Consider the following 18,521-nt stretch of genomic DNA (forward strand, 5'->3'; position numbering starts at 1 on the left):
GACCATCTTCCTCATGTTCGACATTTTGTCGACATGGGGAACGCGATGGCCCCGTGAGGCGCAATGCCCAAACTCGCATCCAATTTAACCGTTCAACCACCTTCGGGAGTTGACCGACAAAAGGATGCTAACATGCCCTCACCTACAGAAATTTCCGCGCAACAATTGGCCCGCCTGATCGGCACGCATAGTGCCCCCGTCGTTATCGACATATGCATTGACGAAGACTTCAACGCTGACCCCCGTTTAATCCCCACCGCTAAACGACATGCCCACACGAGCATGGAGGCTCTTGCGCCTTCGCTCGCGGGTGAAAGCGTGGTGGTTGTCTGCCAAAAGGGCTTGAAGCTTTCACAAGGCGCTGCGGCTCTTCTGCGCTGCCATGGCATCGCGGCAGAGCATCTAGCTGGCGGCAATTTCGGCTGGCGCGATGCGGGCCTGCCATTGATGCCGGCGTCCATTTTGCCATCTCTAGATGCCCACGGCAGTTCACTTTGGGTGACACGTCAGAGGCCAAAAATTGACCGCATTGCGTGCCCTTGGCTGATCCGACGCTTCGTTGACCGCGATGCAAAATTTCTTTTCGTTGCGGCATCTCAGGTAGAGGCAGTCGCGGAGCGTTTTGGTGCAACACCCTTTGATATGGAGACGGGCTTCTGGAGCCATCGGGGTGACAAGTGCACATTCGATACGATGCTGGACGAATTCAATCTTACGTTTCCGGCCCTGCAAGCGATGGCCACGATCATTCGCGCCGCTGACACAAACCGCCACGAGCGCGCACCTCAGGCTGCCGGTTTACTGGCGATGTCTGTTGGTCTGTCGCGGCAGTTCCGTGATGATCTTGAGCAATTGGAAGCAGCAATGATAATCTACGACGCGCTCTATCGCTGGGCACGTGATGGGCAAGACGAAGAACACGATTGGCCGCCAGCAGCGAAGGCGCGGCTATGAGCGGCGCGCTTTCGTTCGGCGAAGCGTTTCGGGTTTGGTCGAAGATCGGCGTCATATCGTTTGGTGGCCCTGCAGGGCAGATCGCGCTGATGCAACGCATCGTTGTCGATGAAAAAGGTTGGCTGACCGAGCGGCAATTCCTGAATGCGCTCGGTTTTTGCATGTTGCTGCCGGGGCCGGAGGCGATGCAGCTAGCCACCTATGCCGGTTGGCGAATGCACGGCGTGCGCGGTGGTTTGGCAGCGGGTGGCATGTTTGTTTTGCCCGGTGCCATCGTCATAGCTACGCTGGCTTCGCTTTACGTGATGTTTGGGAGCGCGCCGCTGGTGGCTGCCCTGTTCACGGGCATCAAAGCTGCGGTGGTTATCATCGTGATTGAGGCTCTGTTGAAAGTCGCCAAGCGGGCTCTAAACGGCGTTGATCATTGGATAATTGCAGCAGCAGCTTTTATCGCTCTGTTCTTTTTCAATTTTCCCTACCCGCTGATCGTTCTCTTGGCAGGTCTCTATGGCTTTATTTGCACTGCTCGAAGCGTTGAGAAGTCGGTCGAGGTACGCCCTGCTTACGGTGATTTGGTAAAGACAACGGCACTTTGGCTGACAATCTGGTGGGCACCTTTATTGGCTGTAATGGTACTCGCGCCTAACAGTGTTCTTAGTCAGTTGGGGGTGTTTTTCTCGAAGCTTGCGGTCGTCACTTTTGGCGGTGCTTACGCTGTTTTGGCCTATATGGCGCAAGATGTCGTGGACGCAAAAGCTTGGCTGACGGCGGGCGAAATGCTTGACGGGCTGGGGCTTGCGGAAACCACGCCGGGACCCCTTATTCTTGTGACGGAATTCGTAGGCTTTCTAGCAGGTTTCAAAAATGGTGGATGGGGCACGGCCTTTGCCGCCGCGGCAGTTACCCTTTGGGCAACATTCATTCCTTGCTTTCTCTGGATTTTCGCCGGTGCGCCCTACATTGAGTGGATCAGCGCAAATCCGCGCCTGCGTGGGGCTTTGGCAGCGATTACAGCGGCGGTCGTCGGCGTAATTTTGAAATTATCACTTTGGTTCGCTTTGCATGTTTTCTTCTTAGACTTGCAAACGGTTCAGTTCGGCTTGGCTGAGTTTCTGGTTCCCGATGCGTCCAGCATAGATTGGCAAGCGCTGGCAATCTCTGTTCTTGCAGGCGTTTTGTTGCTCGTGCGGCACTGGAATTTGATGGTGGTTCTGTTCGTCTGTGGACTGTCGGGGATGACACTTTCTTTTCTCGGCTGATGGTCGCCCAAGGCCCTCTCTTGGGTTAAGGGTGCCTCATGAGCAATCCTGCACCAACAGTCGATACAGGCCAAAACAATGCCCGCCCCATGGGCGAGCATGTTCGCGCGACCATTGTTTTGGGAGTGCCGCTGGTTGCCGCGCAAATTGCGCAGATGCTCATTACGGTTATAGACACCGTAATGTTGGGCTGGTTGGGTGTTGCGGAATTGGCGGCCGGCACATTGGCAGGGCAGTTGTTTTTCCTCTTCATCATCTTCGGCCTCGGTTTCGCAGCAGCCATGATACCATTGGTTGCAGGCGCGCTCGGCAAAGGTGATGAGCGTGAGGTGCGCCGCTCGGCGCGCATGGGGCTTTGGGCGCTGGTGGCGTTGTCGATAGCCTTTATGGTTCCGCTGTGGTTCACGCGCGATATCTTGCTGGTGTTGGGCCAAGAGGTTGAACTGGTCGATTTGGCCGAACGCTACATGCGCATCGCCCAATGGTCGCTAATACCCGCCTTTGTATTGATCGGTCTGCGTGGGTTCTTGACCGCGCTGGAATGGGCTGGAGCGGTCTTGGCAATCACGATTTTTGCCACTGTGCTGAATGCTGCGCTGAACTACGCCTTCATTTTTGGCAATTGGGGAGCTCCAAGGTTGGAGATGGAGGGCGCTGCGGTGGCGACAGTCTTGGCCAATCTTGCGGCAGCTGTGCTCGCAGCTATCGTTGTTGCGGTGAGCAAAAAGACGCGGGGCTATTCGGTTTTCACCCGTTTCTGGCGGCCCGATTGGGCAGCTTTGTCAACGATTTCACGACTGGGCTTTCCCATTAGTCTCACCATTCTTGCAGAAGCCGGTCTGTTTTCCGCTGCCTCCATAATGATTGGCTGGCTCGGCAAAGAGCCGCTCGCTGCGCACGGTATAGCACTGCAGATCGCAAGCCTCGCCTTCATGGTGCCACTGGGCCTGTCGCAGGTTGCTTCTGTGCGCGTGGGTAATGCGGTCGGACGCAGCGCATGGATGGATGTTGCGCTGGCCACCCGCGCGGTGATCTGGCTCGCGGTCGGCTTCGCGGTAATCTCCGGTGTGGTGTTCATAGCCATTCCTGAAGTCTTAAGCGCACTGTTTCTCGATGCCGATGATCCCAACGCGCCAACCGTGCTTCAACTGACGGTGCCGCTCCTTTACATGGCGGCTGCTTTCCAGATCGTCGACGGGTTGCAAGCGGTCGGCTCTGGCGCACTTCGCGGCTTGAAAGACACCAAAGTGCCGATGATCATGGCAACTATTGCGTACTGGCCGGTTGGCCTGAGCGCGGCCTATTTCTTCGCCTATCCGATGGGTTATGGCGCGACAGGCGTTTGGGCCGGGCTGGTGGCGGGGCTTGCTGTCGCCAGTGTCTGCATGATTGGTCGTTTTATATTGCGCACACGTTATGGACTCACGCCTGCCTGATTTGTCTTGTATTTGCCTCGCAGCTGGCGTATATCATCTGAAAATCTCGGACGTTTGTCAGAGTGGGACCGAAAGGTACCCGCTCTTTTTTATGTCCGTATCGAAGTGAACGAACGGAACCCGAATTGAACGACGCAGCTCCAGCCAGAGACGACATTTCCGCCTCCGCACGGCTTGTGCAGGAGAGCGGTCAAGATGCGCGTGTTGCACAAATCATCGCGCCCGTCATCGAAGACATGGGCTTCCGTTTGGTACGTGCACGTCTCTACGACAATTCCGGTCTGACGCTACAAATCATGGTGGAGAAGCCCGACGGCACGATGAACGTCAACGAGTGTGAAGCCGTATCAAAGGCCGTATCGCCTGTGCTGGATGTCGAAGACCCTATCCCGCAGGCCTATTCGCTCGAAGTTTCTTCGCCCGGCATCGACCGCCCTCTGGTGCGGGTATCGGATTTCGACACTTGGGCGGGACATGTTGCGAAGCTGGAGACGGCGTCGATGGTCAATGGCCGAAAGCGTTTCAAAGGGCAGATCGTCAAAGTTGACGGCGATACCCTGCTGATGCGCCGCGAGGATGCACCCGCTGGCGAAGACAAGGATTTCACCATTCCACTGGATGGTATTGCCTCCGCGCGATTGGTGCTGACAGACGAGCTTATCCGCGAAGCGCTGAAACGCGACAAGGCGCTGCGGGAAGCCAACGAAAATCTGGGCGATGTCGAAGACACGCCCGATAACTGAAACTTTTGCGGCTGGAAAGAAAGGACGCAATTATGACGAAGACCTTCCTGGAGAAGAACCATGGCTGTTAGTGCCAACAAACTGGAATTGCTGCAGATTGCTGATGCCGTCGCCCGTGAGAAGGTGATCGACAAGCAGATCGTTATCGACGCCATGGCGGACGCCATCGAAAAAGCTGCCAAGTCGCGCTACGGGCTTGAGACCAACATTCGCGTTGAAGTGAACCAGCAAACCGGTGAAATCAAACTCCAGCGGCTTTTGGAAGTTGTCGACAAAGTCGAGGACTACAACACGCAGATTGATTTGGAATCAGCCAAGCTGAAGAACGATGCAGCGAAGATCGGCGACCACATCGGCGAAACATTGCCGCCGATGGATTTTGGCCGTATCGCTGCTCAATCCGCTAAACAGGTTATCGTGCAGAAAGTGCGTGACGCCGAGCGTGATCGCCAGTTCGAAGAATTTAAAGACCGCGTTGGCGAAATCATCAACGGCACAGTCAAACGAGTGGAATACGGCAACGTGATCGTCGATCTGGGCCGTGCGGAAGCGATTATCCGCCGCGACGAGATGATCCCGCGCGAGACTTATCGCTACGGCGACCGCGTCCGCGCTTACATCTACGATGTGCGCCGCGAACAGCGTGGACCGCAGATTTTCATGTCACGCACCCACCCGCAGTTCATGGCCAAGCTGTTTCAGATGGAAGTGCCGGAAATTTATGACGGCGTGATTGAAATCCGTGCTGTTGCCCGCGATCCTGGTTCGCGCGCCAAAATTGCCGTCATTTCAAATGACAGCGGCATTGATCCTGTCGGCGCTTGCGTCGGTATGCGCGGTTCGCGCGTGCAGGCTGTTGTCGGCGAATTGCAGGGCGAGAAAATCGATATCATTCCTTGGTCTGAAGATGCCGCAGGCTTCATCGTCAACGCGCTTCAGCCTGCCGAAGTGGCCAAGGTTGTTCTGGACGAAGAAAAAGAGCGCATTGAGGTTGTTGTGCCGGACGAGCAGCTTTCGCTCGCCATTGGCCGCCGCGGCCAAAACGTACGTCTGGCTTCACAGCTGACCGGTTGGGATATCGATATTCTGACGGAAGAAGAAGAATCCGGTCGCCGTCAGGCAGAATTCAACGCTAACACCGCTAAATTCACCGACGCGTTGAATGTCGATGAAATGGTGGCGCAATTGCTAGCGTCTGAAGGTTTCACAGACGTGGAAGAAGTCGCGTATGTTGAACCTGATGAAATTGCAATGATCGAAGGTTTTGACGACGATACGGCTGGCGAACTTCAAGCCCGCGCCCGCGAATTCCTTGAAAAACAGGAAAATGCGCTTGATGAGGAACGCAAAGCGCTTGGCGTTGCCGATGATCTGCGTGAAGTGCCGGGTATGACCACAGCTATGATGGTGGCGCTTGGCAAGAGCGAAGATGAGATCAAGACCCTGGATGATTTTGCCGGTTGCATAGCCGACGACCTCATCGGCTGGAACGAACGCAAGGATGGCGAAAACATTCGCCATGCCGGTATTCTCGACAGTTTTGGTCTGTCGCGCGTTCAGGCGGACGAGATGATTATGGCAGCCCGATTGGCCTCTGGCATGGTGACGGAAGAAGACCTTCGTGAGCCAGAGCCGGAAGTCGAAGAAGAAGTTGTCGAAGAGGATGCCCGTCCAGCGGTCATCAACGTGATCGAGGACACCACAGTCTGATCGAGCGCGGCTCGTGAAAGACCTTGGAGAAGCAAAAATGGCCGAGCGGACATGCATCGTCACCCGCTCGGTCCGTGAACCGGGAGAACTGATCCGGTTCGTGGCGGGCCCGGACGGCATGGTTGTGCCGGACCTGAAGAACAATCTGCCAGGCCGTGGCGTGTGGGTAACTGCAAGCAGAGCGATGGTGGACGAAGCCGTGGCGAAGAAGGCCTTTGCAAGAGGGCTGAAAGCGCCAGTTAAGGCAGATAAGAATTTGGGGGAACAGGTGGACAGCTTGCTCTCTCAAATCGCTCTTGGAGCGCTTGGCTTTGCCCGCAAGGCAGGCGAGTGCACCACGGGCAGCGGCAAAGTGGAGACGGCGCTCGCCAGAGGCAAAGCGATCGGCATTCTCCATGCCAGCGATGCAGCCCCCGACGGGGTACGAAAAATGGCATCGTCCATACGGGCGGCGCAGGAGAATTCGAAGCGGACGATTATCGTCTGGCAAGGGTTTAGTTCAATGCAATTGGATTTGGCATTGGGCGCAACAAATGTGATACATGCAGCCCTGACACGGGGTGGCGCCGCGAAGAATTGTCTGCGGTGCATTGCTCGACTGGCTGCGTATCGCGAAAATGCTGTTGGGAACAACGGCGAACGGGGTGAAGAACAGCCGGAGTGATCCGGCCGACTGCGCATCCCGCAAAGAGAAGTAACCGGCCTCAAGGGCCTGGAAGGTAAAGACGTATATGAGCGACGAAAACAAAACTGACGGTAAGGAAGCACCACGACGCAGCACGCTTTCGCTGAAGCCTCGTGGTGGCCCCGGCACAGTTAAACAGAATTTCTCTCACGGGCGCAGCAACAACGTCGTGGTGGAGACAAAGAAGCGCCGTATCGTCAAGCCGGGCGAGGGCAAATCCGTGTTCGCGCCCAAGACAGAATCTGTCACGCCTCCGCCGCCAAAGCCCGCTGAGCCGGCAACCACTCCAGCATCTGCAGACGCTGCGCCTGCGGTGCCAACTGGCAACCTTTCTGCTGGTGAAATGGATGCACGCGCACGGGCCTTGGAAGAGGCTAAACTGCGCGAGATTGAAGATCAGAAGCGTGCAGAAGAAGAAGCCATTCGGCGCGCTAACGAAGATGCAGCCACCCGCAAGGCGCGTGAAGAGCGCGAAGCGCAAGAGGCTGAAGAAGCTGCCAAGCGTGAAGCCGAAGAGATTGCTCGTAAGGCACGCGAAGAGGAAGAGGCTCGTCTGGCAGCCGCTGATGCATCCGCTGCGGCAGCTGCGGCTTCCGAAGATGGTGCGCCGACTAAGAAAACAGCCACACCCATCAACCGCGATGCAGCGCGCAAGCCTGAGCAACCGCAGAAACCTGCAGCGCGCCCGAAAGGCACAGATGATCGTCGTCGCACGAAGCTGACGCTTTCCAACGCGCTCAACGCCAACAGCGAGCGCGCTCGCTCGCTTGCCTCAATGCGCCGCCAGCGCGAAAAGCAAAAGCGTGGCGGCCAGTCCAGCGGCCCACGCGAAAAGGTCATGCGCGAGGTCACAGTGCCAGATACGATTACCATTCAAGAACTCGCCAACCGCATGTCGGAGCGCGCAGTGGACGTCGTCAAACTGCTGATGGCCCAAGGCCAGATGCTGAAACCGGGCGACATTATCGATTCCGATATGGCTCAACTGATCGCAGAAGAGATGGGCCACAGCGTTGTGCGCGTCTCTGAGTCGGATGTCGAAGAGGGTTTGAACGATACACCTGATGCGCCAGAAGCTATGGAACCTCGCCCGCCCGTCGTGACCATTATGGGCCACGTCGACCACGGTAAGACTTCGCTGCTCGATAAAATCCGCGAGGCCCGCGTGGCTGATGGAGAGGCCGGTGGCATAACCCAGCATATCGGCGCCTATCAGATTGAGCGTGACGGCAAGAAGATCTCGTTCCTCGATACACCGGGACACGAAGCGTTTACCGCTATGCGCGCCCGTGGTGCGCAAGCGACGGACATCGCAATCCTTGTGGTTGCCGCTGACGACAGCGTCATGCCGCAAACGATTGAAAGTATCAAACACGCCAAAGCTGCTGAAGTGCCGATGATCGTTGCCATCAACAAAATGGACACGCCCGGCGCCGACGCCAACAAGGTGCGCACAGAATTGCTGCAGCACGAAGTGTTTGTTGAAGGCATGGGCGGTGAGATACTCGATGTAGAAGTGTCGGCAAAAACCGGCGACGGCATTGATAACCTGCTCGACGCGATTAATCTCCAGTCCGAATTGCTCGAACTTCAGGCCAACCCGGATCGCCCTGCAGAGGGCATCGTGATTGAAGCGCAACTTGATAAAGGCCGCGGTGCGGTTGCAACCATCATCGTCCAGCGTGGCACGCTGAAAAAGGGCGATATCGTCGTTGCAGGCAGCGAATGGGGCCGCGTGCGCGCTATGATCGACGATCATGGCAAACAGATGGAAGAAGCTGGTCCTTCGACACCGTGCGAAGTGCTCGGTTTGTCCGGCGCACCTTCGGCTGGCGATCAACTTGTTGTTGTCGATAGCGAATCCCGTGCCCGTGAAGTCTCCGATTATCGCCAGCGCAAAGCCCGCGAACTGGAAGTTGCGGCACAGGCCGGTCAGCGCGGATCGCTTGAGCAGATGATGACCAACTTGACCGAGAAAGGCGCTGACAAAGCGCCGTTCGTAATCAAGGGGGACACCCAGGGTTCAGTGGAAGCCATCCGCTCTTCACTCGATGGTCTGGGAACGGATGAAGTGCAGGCGCAGGTCGTTCATGCAGGGGTCGGCGGCATCACTGAATCCGACGTAACGCTCGCCATGGCATCCCAAACGCCCATTATCGCGTTCAACGTGCGTGCCAACAAGCAGGCGCAGGAAATGGCGAAACGCGAAGGCATTGAGATTCGATATTACTCGATCATTTACGATCTTATCGACGATGTGAAAAACACGCTTTCCGGCATGTTGGCACCAGAGCGCCGCGAAACCTTTATCGGTTACGCCGAAGTTCTGGAAATCTTCAGTCATTCCAAAATCGGCAAGGTCGCCGGTTGCTTGGTCACAGAAGGCCACGTGGAACGCGGCATGGGCGTGCGCCTTTTGCGCGACGATGTTGTGATCCACGAAGGCGAGCTCGCCACGCTGAAACGCTTCAAAGACGAAGTAAACCGCGTCGACAGCGGCACCGAATGTGGCATGGCCTTCAAGAAATATGAAGATATGCGCAAAGGCGACGTCATTGAGTGCTTCACCGTCGAAATGATTGAACGTTCGCTGGATTAGAAACGTAGCGTTGTATTTGGGGTTACTTCCACCGCAACGCTACATTTTCTCCCATGAAATCAGCCCGCTCACTTTGCGGAGCCTGAAAGAATGACGCCATGACTTTAACCACCTACCTCGCCTTTGTCGGCACCGCCCTCATCATCTTGTTGTCTCCCGGCCCTGCCACGATGCTGGCGACGACCCACGGCATGCGTTTTGGCTGGCGTAAGGTTTGGGCGACTGGCTTTGGCGATATCTCGGCGAATTTTGTGCAGATCGTCATCGCCGTCACAGGGCTTGGAATTGTCTTGGCTACCTCGGAATTGGCCTTCAATGCGCTGAAGATCGTGGGCGTAGGCTATCTGATCTATCTCGCCATCAAGCTTTTTCGCTCTTCCGGGCCAACACTGCCGACAGTAACAGAAGTGCAGATGCGAGAGCAAAAATCGTTTCGCTGGCGCTATGGGCAAGGGTTCATCGTTTCCTTCACCAGCCCAAAAGCAATTGCGTTTTACGGCGCTTTGTTTCCTCAATTTACCACGCCAGACCAAGCGCTCCTGCCGCAATTCGCACTGCTGGCCGCAACGGTGGCTACTCTCGACCTGATCTGCGTTATGGGTTACGCGGTTCTTGCCGATCGCGCAGGAACACGCTTGCTCGCAGGCGGCAAGGGCGTCCTCATCAATCGCATATCCGGCGGCGCACTGCTGTTTGCTGCCGGATTGCTGGCTCTTGCCAGCCGTGAACAGATTGCAGTGGAGTAAATCTTGGCCACATCGAAAGCCCCCTCTCAAAGACAATTGCGCGTTGGCGAGCACGTGCGTCACGCCCTCACCGAAGTGTTGACCAGAGAAACGCTGGAAGATCCAATTCTGTCCAGCCAACTCATCAGCGTCACCGAAGTGCGCATGTCAGCTGACCTGAAGATCGCGACTGCATTCATCTCGCCTCTGGGTGGGCGCAAGAAGAACGGCAAAGGAGCTGCTGACGCTCAAGCAATCTGCAAAGCTTTGGCGAAAAACATGAAATTCATCCGCGCACGCGCCACACCTTATCTCAATCAAATGCGATACATGCCGACATTTCGTTTTCGCGAAGACACAAGTTTTGAGAACTTTGCCAAGATTGACCGTCTGCTGAAAAGCGATGCCGTGCAGCGCGATGTGCGCGAAGAAATGCGGCCAGACATTCGCAAAGACGATTCCAAATAATGGCACGGAAGAAAAAAGGCCGCGCCGTCTCTGGCTGGTTGGTTTTAGACAAGCCGTACGAACTTGGTTCTACACAGGCTGTTGGCAAAGTTCGCTGGCTTTTTCAGGCGCAAAAGGCCGGCCACGCTGGCACGCTTGACCCGCTTGCAACTGGCGTGCTGCCCATCGCGCTGGGCGAGGCAACGAAAACCGTTCCGTATGTAACCGATGGCGAGAAAGCCTATCGCTTCACAGTGCAATGGGGTGCACAAACTAACACGGACGACATTGAAGGCGAGGTTATTTTAACCAGCGCCGCGCGTCCAAAACGAGCCGAAATTGAAGTTCTGCTCCCGGAATTTATCGGCGAAATAGACCAAGTTCCTCCCGCTTTCTCCGCTATAAAGATCGACGGAAAACGTGCTTATGCCGAAGCCCGCGCCGGCAAGGCGGTGCAGCTGGAAGCGCGGAAAGTTCAAGTAGATCAGTTCAAACTTATAGACTGCCCGGATGACGATCATGCAGTCTTCGAGGTGGTTTGCGGCAAAGGCACGTATGTCCGTGCCTTTGCGCGTGATCTGGGCCAAAGGCTTGGGTGCTTTGGCCATATCACCGCCTTGCGCCGCACCTTCGTAGAGCCCTTTGAAGAGAGCGATTGTATTTCTCTCGCCGACCTCATGGCACTTGAGGGCGATCTAGATGCGCTTGACGCATTTCTGATTTCGCCCCGCGCGGCAATGCACGGCTTTCCCGAATTGCGGGTCAGCGAAGACGAAGCACGGCGCATTCGATTAGGCAATTCTATCATCCTTCGAGGTCGCGACGCACCAGCGGAAGAAGAAGATGCCTGCGCCATCTACAAGGGCAAGCTCATCGCTATCGGTGATGTAACCAAGGGCACATTCCAGCCCAAACGCGTATTGCTCGGATAGGCCATCGTTTCGAACAAAACCCTCTTGCAGCCTAAGACCCACAGGTTTACTTCTTTCTTCAAGCACCCGTAGCTCAGCTGGATAGAGCGCTGCCCTCCGAAGGCAGAGGTCGCGCGTTCGAATCGCGCCGGGTGCACCAAAATTTTCTTCATGAAATCATCGGTGTAGACGAAATAAGGCAAGTTGCCTTTTTGCTCTTTTCAAGCTTTTGGGACAAAATTGGGACAAATCTGTTCATGGAGTGTTCCCAATGCCGGTCAAAAAACTCAAGAATCACGACTATATTTATGAGCGCATTTCGAACGATGGGAGGCTCACCGGCTATCAGGTGAAAATCCGCCACAGGAGGTTTCCGAACTTCACCAAGAGCTTTGATAGGCTCGAAGATGCAAAAGAAGCGGTTTATCAAGCACAGCTTGATCGAACGCGCGGATTCAAAGGCGATCGCACGTCAGCAGATAAGGTTACGGTTGCTGATATTCTCAATATCGAAATTGGTCGGTTGGAAGGCGGCAAGAAGCCTAGAGTTGATCCCGGGCCAGATATTGCGCGCCTCAAACGCTTTGTCCGTGAAGAGTTCATTGTAGACTATAGCTTATCCAATCTGAGACGTGAGCACTGGGAAGATTACATTGCAGAGCGACTGGAGGATGTTGCACCAGCGACCGTGAAACGTGAACTGGCAGCGATACGACCGGTGATGCGACTGGCCTGCGAAGAACACCATATGCTTGACGTACTGGCCAATGTGCCAAGTCCACACGTTGAAGACACCGAAATTCCTCGCATCCCTCAGCGCATCGTGAAAGCGCTGAAGAAGGAGTTTAAAAACCAGCAAAACCCTTGGGTCGAAGCTTGCGCGACGTTTGCTTTAGATACTGGCGCCAGACGCGGAGAAATGCTGCGCCTTGAGTGGAAGGACTACGATCCACAAAAGGGTACGGTTTGGCTTCAGCGAGGCAAGAACGGCAAAGGCAGATACATCTTGCTAACCAAAAAGGCTGCAAAAGTGATTGAGCGTTTGCCGAACTCCAACATCCGTCGTGGCGTGATTTTCGATACGACAGCGGAGACGTTGAAACAGGCCATAGAACGCGCTCGCGTAATCGTTGGCGCACCATGGGTCCGCTGGCACGACTATCGGCATGAGGCGATTTCACGACTGTTTGAAGCCGGTTGGACAGTTGAACAGGTAATGGATTTTTCTGGCCACCGAGACATCAAAAGCCTTTTGAGATACCGCCACATTCGTATCAAAGATAAAGTAGCTCGACTGCGTGAATTTGAACGAAAGCGGAAAAGTAAGCGTGGGTGAGCAAACACTTGAATAAGCGCCGCTTCTTAGATTGTGGCGTGTCTCAGGCTAAGCATAGTTGCAGTGCCGCAGAAAGTGTTAACTTGAAGGTCGGTTCAGTAAACTTCAGCTATCTGGATGCCGTATCAACGGAAAAGTGGCCACACATTTCTCCAACGGATCGAACCAGTTTATTTCTGCAATACTCGAAATGAAATTCATCTCCCGTGCCGGGCCAAAACCCTTACGATCACGGCTTCGGCACGGGATTTTGCAGCGTTTGGATGATTACTCAATACCTTGTAATTTCACTTATTCTATTTCTGACTGGTATTTCATAATTTAATATTATTGTGAAACACCGTTGTGCTCTGAAACCGATTCATGAATTTGATTATCGCTAATATCATATGTGTTTCTGTTGATCTTCATGTTTATTCCTAGCAGAGAGACGGCAAATGGGGTTCACTGAGTTGGCATTGAAATATCCAGTCTTGCGACCGCGAAAATGACGTCCTTCTACGACCGTCCAATCCTGAATTCTCCATATCTGGAGCCTTCGCTATATCATGCCTTAGATGAAGACGGTCAGCCGCTGGATGGAGAACCAAAAAAGGGCCGCAGACGCTCTGAATTCATCACGCCCGTTCCAAAGTCGAAAAAGAAGAAAAAAGCTGGAAAACAGACTGATTTACTTTTTGAGGATGCTGGCGGCGTCTCCACTGAAGAGCAGGAATACAACCCCACTCCGATCATCAATGAGATCAGGTCGCATGTTTCTAGCTGGCGTCAGCTGTCTAATCCAAATGATTGGGGTGTGACCCCAACGACTGCACGGCTCCTGAGACACTGGAGGGAGCACGAGTATCAAGATATTCGACCGTTTTTCTGTCAGGTCGAAGCGGTCGAAACAGTTATCTGGCTCACTGAAGTCGCGCGGAAAAATCCGTCGTACAAAAAATATTGGGATCACATTCGTGGTGCCAATGAACAAGCCAACCCGGAATTGTTGCGTCTTGCAATGAAGATGGCCACCGGTGCAGGGAAAACCACCGTAATGGCGATGCTTATAGCCTGGCAGACCCTCAACTTTGCGCGATTGAAGAACAGCAAGCTGTTTACCCGGGGGTTTCTAATAATTGCTCCTGGCATAACCATTCGTGACCGACTGCAAGTTCTACAACCAAACGATCCCAATTCTTACTATCAGTCGCGGGAATTGGTGCCGACGGATATGCTTGACGAACTGCACCAAGCTAAAATTGTAATTACAAATTACCATGCTTTTCAGCTGCGTGAGACGGATGACGGCAACAGGATTAGTCGCGGACTGCGCCAAGGGCGAGGACCTGAGCTCAATACCAAAGAGAACGAAGGTCAGATGGTGCGGCGTGTTGCGAACGCGCTGATGGGCGAGAAAAATGTCATTGTCATCAACGATGAAGCCCACCATTGCTACCGGGAAAAGCCGGGTGACCATAACTTGGATGACCTCAAAAGCGATGATCGGAAGGAAGCCAAAGATCAGAACGAATATGCCCGCGTTTGGATAAATGGCATCGAAGCCGTGAAGCGGAAGCTCGGAGTACGAGCGGTCTACGATCTCTCTGCTACGCCGTTTTTCCTGAAAGGCTCCGGCTATATTGAAGGTACGCTGTTTCCTTGGACGGTCAGTGATTTTGGCCTGATGGACGCGATTGAATGTGGGATTGTGAAGCTGCCACGCGTCCCGGTCGCAGATAATATTCCCAACGAGGACGCTCCTGTGTTTCGCAACATTTGGGATCACATCGGCAAGGATATGCCCAAGAAAGGGCGTGGCAAGGCAGGAGCGTCCAGCAACCCCGAAGACCTGCCGGACAAGTTGAAAACGGCACTGCATGCCCTCTACGACCACTACGTGAAGGTCGATAACGAATGGCGGAAGTCAGGCATTGATGTGCCGCCTGTTTTCATCGTCGTTTGTAACAATACGTCCACCTCTGAGCTTGTTTCCGAGTGGATATCCGGCTGGACACGCCCTAACGAAGACGGGGAGGAAATATGGAAACATAGCGGATGGCTCGAACTGTTTTCAAACTTCGACAAACATGGAAATCGCCTCAGCAGTCCGAACACGCTTTTGATCGATTCTCATCAGATTGAAAGCGGCGGTGACTTGGACGCTAATTTCCGCGCAGCCATGGAGCCGCAAATCGAGCAGTTCAAACGCGAAAGAAATCAACGCGCAAACAGTGATATTGGCGGTGAAATCTCCGATGCCGAGCTTCTACGAGAGGCCATGAACACAATTGGGCGGAAAGGACGGCTTGGCGAGAAGATCCGCTGTGTCGTTTCGGTTTCCATGTTGACTGAAGGTTGGGACACAAACACCGTCACGCATATTCTTGGGGTCCGCGCATTTGGCTCGCAGCTGCTGTGCGAGCAGGTCGTAGGGCGCGGATTGCGGCGCTATAGTTATGCTTTGAACGAACACGGTCTGTTTGATGTCGAATACTCAGACGTTCTGGGCATTCCCTTCGACTTTACGGCGAAGCCTGTGGTTGCAAAACCCACTGCACCACCAAAAACCCAGCGCGTTGAGGCGGTGAAGGAACGAGCGGCTCTCGAAATTACCTACCCTCGGGTCACCGGCTACCGCATCGAGATGCCGGAAGAGCAGTTGACTGCCACCTTCACTGAAAATTCTTCGCTTCGCATCGATCCGTCAATGGTTGGGCCCGGGGAAACGCTGCTTCAGGGTATTGTTGGCGAAGGCGTCACGTTGACCGTCAAAGATGCCCAAAACAAACGCCCAAGCTCAATCGCTTTTGACCTCGCCAAACGCTTGATGATCACGCGCTTTAAGGACGACGATGGTGAGCCGAAACTCTATCTGTTCGGTCAGTTGAAGCGTATTTGTCGGCGCTGGCTGGATGAAGATTACCTCGAATGTGCAGGCGAGACGGGCAAATGGATGTTGTCTTACGATTCAATAGGCGAGCAGGCCTGCGAGCGCATTTACAATGCCATTGCGCTGAGCCTAGGGGTTGAAGATAGGGTGAAAGCAGTACTCGACCCCTACAATCCAAGCGGCTCAACCCGCTTTGTCGGTTTCAACTCTTCGAAAGATGTCTACCGAACGGATCCGCGCAAATGCCACATCAACAATGTGGTGCTGGACAGTGATTGGGAAGCGGAATTCGCACGCGTGGCGGAAGACCACAACCGTGTTCTGAAATACGTAAAAAATCAGAATGTAGGACTGGAAATTCCTTACCGCGATGGAGGCGTACCTCGCCATTACATTCCCGATTTTATTGCGGTGCTGGACGACGGCAACGGCGAGGATGATCCGCTAAATCTGATCGTTGAAGTGAAGGGCTACAGAGCCGAAAACGTAAAACTCAAATCAGAAACAATGAACGCAAAATGGATACCTGGTGTGAACGCACTAAGGACACACGGACGATGGGCGTTCGTTGAATTTGGCGATGTGTTCGATATGGGTACGGCGTTTCGTAAATTAATTGATGATGCGGTTGAAGGAAAAAGATGAGCGAACCAGATTCTCTGAGAAATGAAATCGTCTTTCACTTCGATGTCGATCAACACAGCATCTCCCTGAAGCAATTCATTGATACCGCACGTGCGAGTGAGGCAATAATTGACGATTTTAACAACCATTTCTTTAGCAAGGAACTGAAATACGAACTGCGAGTTCGACCATCTGAGCAAGGTGGATTCGTAGAAGTAATACAGTTTGTCTTAGGTGGCGGGGCTGCCGCTGGGCTTGGTGTCTTAGGGTTTTTGGCAACCGATATAGGTAAAGCTGTTTTCAGGGGTCTAACCGACGAAGAGCCAGCCGCATTTGCAGAAAGACAAACCAGAAAACTTAGACAACGTGTAAAAGGAAAGAGCACTGAACTCACCCGAGATGATGATGACCGAACAATTGGTTTCCTGATCGCCGAACCAGAGTTTTCAGATAAAGAAATTGCAGTACGCGTAGTAACGGAAATGCTTCAGCGCTTTCTCTCTTTAGACGCGAGCACCCTAGAAAAGATTGGCTTGTCGCCAGCTCAGTTGAGGAAGGCGTATGCAGCTCGCAATACGATTTTCAAGGCATGTTTGGATAATCCAGAAGTAAAAGCTCTCGGATTCGACCGATCCCACGAGTTTCCGTTAAAGCGAGCAGATTTTGCACGCCAGATTATGCAAATTCCTGATGAAGTAGAGAATGAGTCGGAAAAACCGCAGGTTTGGTCCGTTGAAACAGTCGATATTGTTGTGAATTCTCCGAACTGGAAACGTGAGGGACGGAAGTGGCAGGCAGCCACAAATAAAATCCAAGACATTGCATTCGATATTGAGGACGAAGCTTTTTGGAAGCTTGTGGAAACGAAAGAAATCCAGCCGGACATCAAAGACAACATGAGGGTTCAATGGGCTTATCCAGCTGGGCATTCAAAACCCACAAGTGTCCGCGCTTTAAGAGTGTTGAGTTACAACGGCAAACCCATCTCAACCCCACTGACCAAAGAGCAATGGCAAGCTGAATTAGGTGAGTCGTACGAGGTAGAAAACGATATTCAAGATCTGTTCCAAGAGGGCAGACAAGATGAAAAAGACAATCCCAACTATGGACAATGGTAATGGCGCGTAAACCTAAAGCCCCGAAATCTGTCGAATCCATCGTCCATGACGATGCGACGCGCAAGAATATTCCTTCCGCGGAGCTACAGTCTATTGCGCAGCGAATGGAGGAGATGGAGCTGCGCAGCGAATGGAGGAGATGGAGCCGGTTGAGCCAGTAACTTATGAGCGGCAACACCCGCTGGCGGAAGGCGAGACGCGGGAGCGGGATGGCGATCTTGATCCGCAGATCATCTGGAAAGGCGCGGAGATTGAGCTGACGGATGCGCAAATTGAGCAATTGCGCACCACGGGCACGGTGACGCTGGCGGATGCGCAACTGGTGTGGCGGGGCAAGGATACGCAGGACTGGTCGGACCTCGTGGTGCAGGCACCGCCGATCTACGTGCAGGAAAAAGTGCACCCCAAGGTCATCATTGAAGACCTGAAACGCCAAACCAAGGAGCGGGCGGAGGAAAACTCCGATGCGCCCGATCTCTTTGCCGATTTTAACGGCATCGACCCGGAGGCGAAGACTGAATTCTACCAGCACGACATGCACTGGCAAAACCGTATGATCCTCGGTGACAGCCTGCAGGCCATGGCGAGCCTTGCGGAGCGCGAAGGTCTGCGCGGCAAGGTGCAGTGCATTTATTTCGACCCGCCTTATGGCATCAAATTCAATTCCAACTGGCAGGTTTCCACCCGCTCGCGCGATGTGAAGGACGGCAAGCTGGACCAGATCACCCGTGAGCCGGAACAGGTGAAAGCCTTTCGCGATACTTGGAAAGACGGCATCCACTCCTACCTCACCTACCTGCGCGACCGCCTAACGGTGATGCGCGACATGCTGACGGAAAGTGGCAGCATTTTCGTGCAGATAGGTGATGAAAATGTTCACCGCGTTAGGGCGTTGATGGATGAGGTGTTCGGTGAGGAGAATTTTATTTGCTCGATTGCTACGCAAAAAACCGGAAGTCAGTCGGGTAATTTTCTTCAATCCACTAGTGACGATGTTTGAATAGCCCCGAGTTTCTTAGACACCCTCGGCGTTCATTTTCTGCTGTCGTTCGAAGTCGACGGGTGACAGCATCCCGTTTCTCGCATGTTTCCTTTTCGGGTT

14 protein-coding genes and 1 tRNA gene are annotated in these 18,521 nt (G+C 53.9%); all 15 read left to right on the plus strand.

Annotated elements, in window-relative coordinates:
• Positions 1 to 132: 132 nt before the first annotated feature.
• The 15 genes from ACFQ14_RS13460 (at position 133) to ACFQ14_RS13530 (ending at position 18,419) form a co-directional block, all read left to right on the plus strand.
• Positions 133 to 954: a chromate resistance protein ChrB domain-containing protein gene (locus tag ACFQ14_RS13460; RefSeq protein ID WP_377213273.1), complete on the plus strand. Its 822-nt coding sequence runs from the start codon at positions 133 to 135 to the stop codon at positions 952 to 954.
• Positions 951 to 2,213, plus strand: a complete 1,263-nt coding sequence (gene chrA, locus ACFQ14_RS13465) for a chromate efflux transporter (protein WP_377213274.1) — start codon at positions 951 to 953, stop codon at positions 2,211 to 2,213. Before ACFQ14_RS13460 ends, chrA begins: the two co-directional genes overlap by 4 nt.
• A gap of 38 nt (positions 2,214 to 2,251) precedes the next feature.
• Entirely contained in the window at positions 2,252 to 3,649 is a 1,398-nt protein-coding gene (locus ACFQ14_RS13470; protein ID WP_377213275.1) for an MATE family efflux transporter, read from the plus strand.
• A 125-nt stretch (positions 3,650 to 3,774) separates the two neighbouring features.
• On the plus strand, positions 3,775 to 4,392 hold the full coding sequence (gene rimP, locus ACFQ14_RS13475; protein WP_377213276.1) for a ribosome maturation factor RimP: 618 nt from the start codon (positions 3,775 to 3,777) through the stop codon (positions 4,390 to 4,392).
• Between the two features lie 60 nt (positions 4,393 to 4,452).
• On the plus strand, positions 4,453 to 6,102 hold the full coding sequence (gene nusA, locus ACFQ14_RS13480; protein WP_377213277.1) for a transcription termination factor NusA: 1,650 nt from the start codon (positions 4,453 to 4,455) through the stop codon (positions 6,100 to 6,102).
• Between the two features lie 37 nt (positions 6,103 to 6,139).
• Positions 6,140 to 6,766 (plus strand): RNA-binding protein, encoded by a 627-nt coding sequence (locus ACFQ14_RS13485; protein WP_377213278.1) that lies wholly within the window; start codon positions 6,140 to 6,142, stop codon positions 6,764 to 6,766.
• 67 nt (positions 6,767 to 6,833) lie between these two features.
• Positions 6,834 to 9,386 carry a translation initiation factor IF-2 gene (infB, locus tag ACFQ14_RS13490; RefSeq protein WP_377213279.1) on the plus strand — a complete coding sequence of 851 codons (2,553 nt, stop codon included), beginning with the start codon at positions 6,834 to 6,836 and terminating at the stop codon, positions 9,384 to 9,386.
• A gap of 98 nt (positions 9,387 to 9,484) precedes the next feature.
• Positions 9,485 to 10,132 (plus strand): LysE family translocator, encoded by a 648-nt coding sequence (locus tag ACFQ14_RS13495; RefSeq protein ID WP_377213280.1) that lies wholly within the window; start codon positions 9,485 to 9,487, stop codon positions 10,130 to 10,132.
• 3 nt (positions 10,133 to 10,135) lie between these two features.
• Positions 10,136 to 10,579, plus strand: coding sequence for a 30S ribosome-binding factor RbfA (gene rbfA / locus ACFQ14_RS13500; protein ID WP_377213281.1), 444 nt, complete (start codon positions 10,136 to 10,138; stop codon positions 10,577 to 10,579).
• Positions 10,579 to 11,490, plus strand: a complete 912-nt coding sequence (gene truB, locus ACFQ14_RS13505; protein WP_377213282.1) for a tRNA pseudouridine(55) synthase TruB — start codon at positions 10,579 to 10,581, stop codon at positions 11,488 to 11,490. Before rbfA ends, truB begins: the two co-directional genes overlap by 1 nt.
• Before the next feature lie 62 nt (positions 11,491 to 11,552).
• Positions 11,553 to 11,629, plus strand: a tRNA-Arg gene (locus ACFQ14_RS13510).
• 111 nt (positions 11,630 to 11,740) lie between these two features.
• Positions 11,741 to 12,805, plus strand: coding sequence for a tyrosine-type recombinase/integrase (locus ACFQ14_RS13515; protein ID WP_377213283.1), 1,065 nt, complete (start codon positions 11,741 to 11,743; stop codon positions 12,803 to 12,805).
• 487 nt (positions 12,806 to 13,292) lie between these two features.
• The gene (locus tag ACFQ14_RS13520) at positions 13,293 to 16,322 is read left to right on the plus strand and encodes a BPTD_3080 family restriction endonuclease (protein ID WP_377213284.1); all 3,030 of its coding nucleotides are present in this window, start codon (positions 13,293 to 13,295) and stop codon (positions 16,320 to 16,322) included.
• The gene (locus ACFQ14_RS13525) at positions 16,319 to 17,419 is read left to right on the plus strand and encodes a hypothetical protein (protein WP_377213285.1); all 1,101 of its coding nucleotides are present in this window, start codon (positions 16,319 to 16,321) and stop codon (positions 17,417 to 17,419) included. The genes ACFQ14_RS13520 and ACFQ14_RS13525 overlap by 4 nt, the downstream gene beginning before the upstream one ends.
• A 130-nt stretch (positions 17,420 to 17,549) precedes the next feature.
• On the plus strand, positions 17,550 to 18,419 hold the full coding sequence (locus tag ACFQ14_RS13530) for a DNA methyltransferase (protein WP_377213286.1): 870 nt from the start codon (positions 17,550 to 17,552) through the stop codon (positions 18,417 to 18,419).
• Positions 18,420 to 18,521: the final 102 nt, after the last annotated feature.

The sequence above is a fragment of the Pseudahrensia aquimaris genome (genome assembly GCF_042676045.1).
Lineage (GTDB): Bacteria > Pseudomonadota > Alphaproteobacteria > Rhizobiales > Rhizobiaceae > Pseudahrensia > Pseudahrensia aquimaris.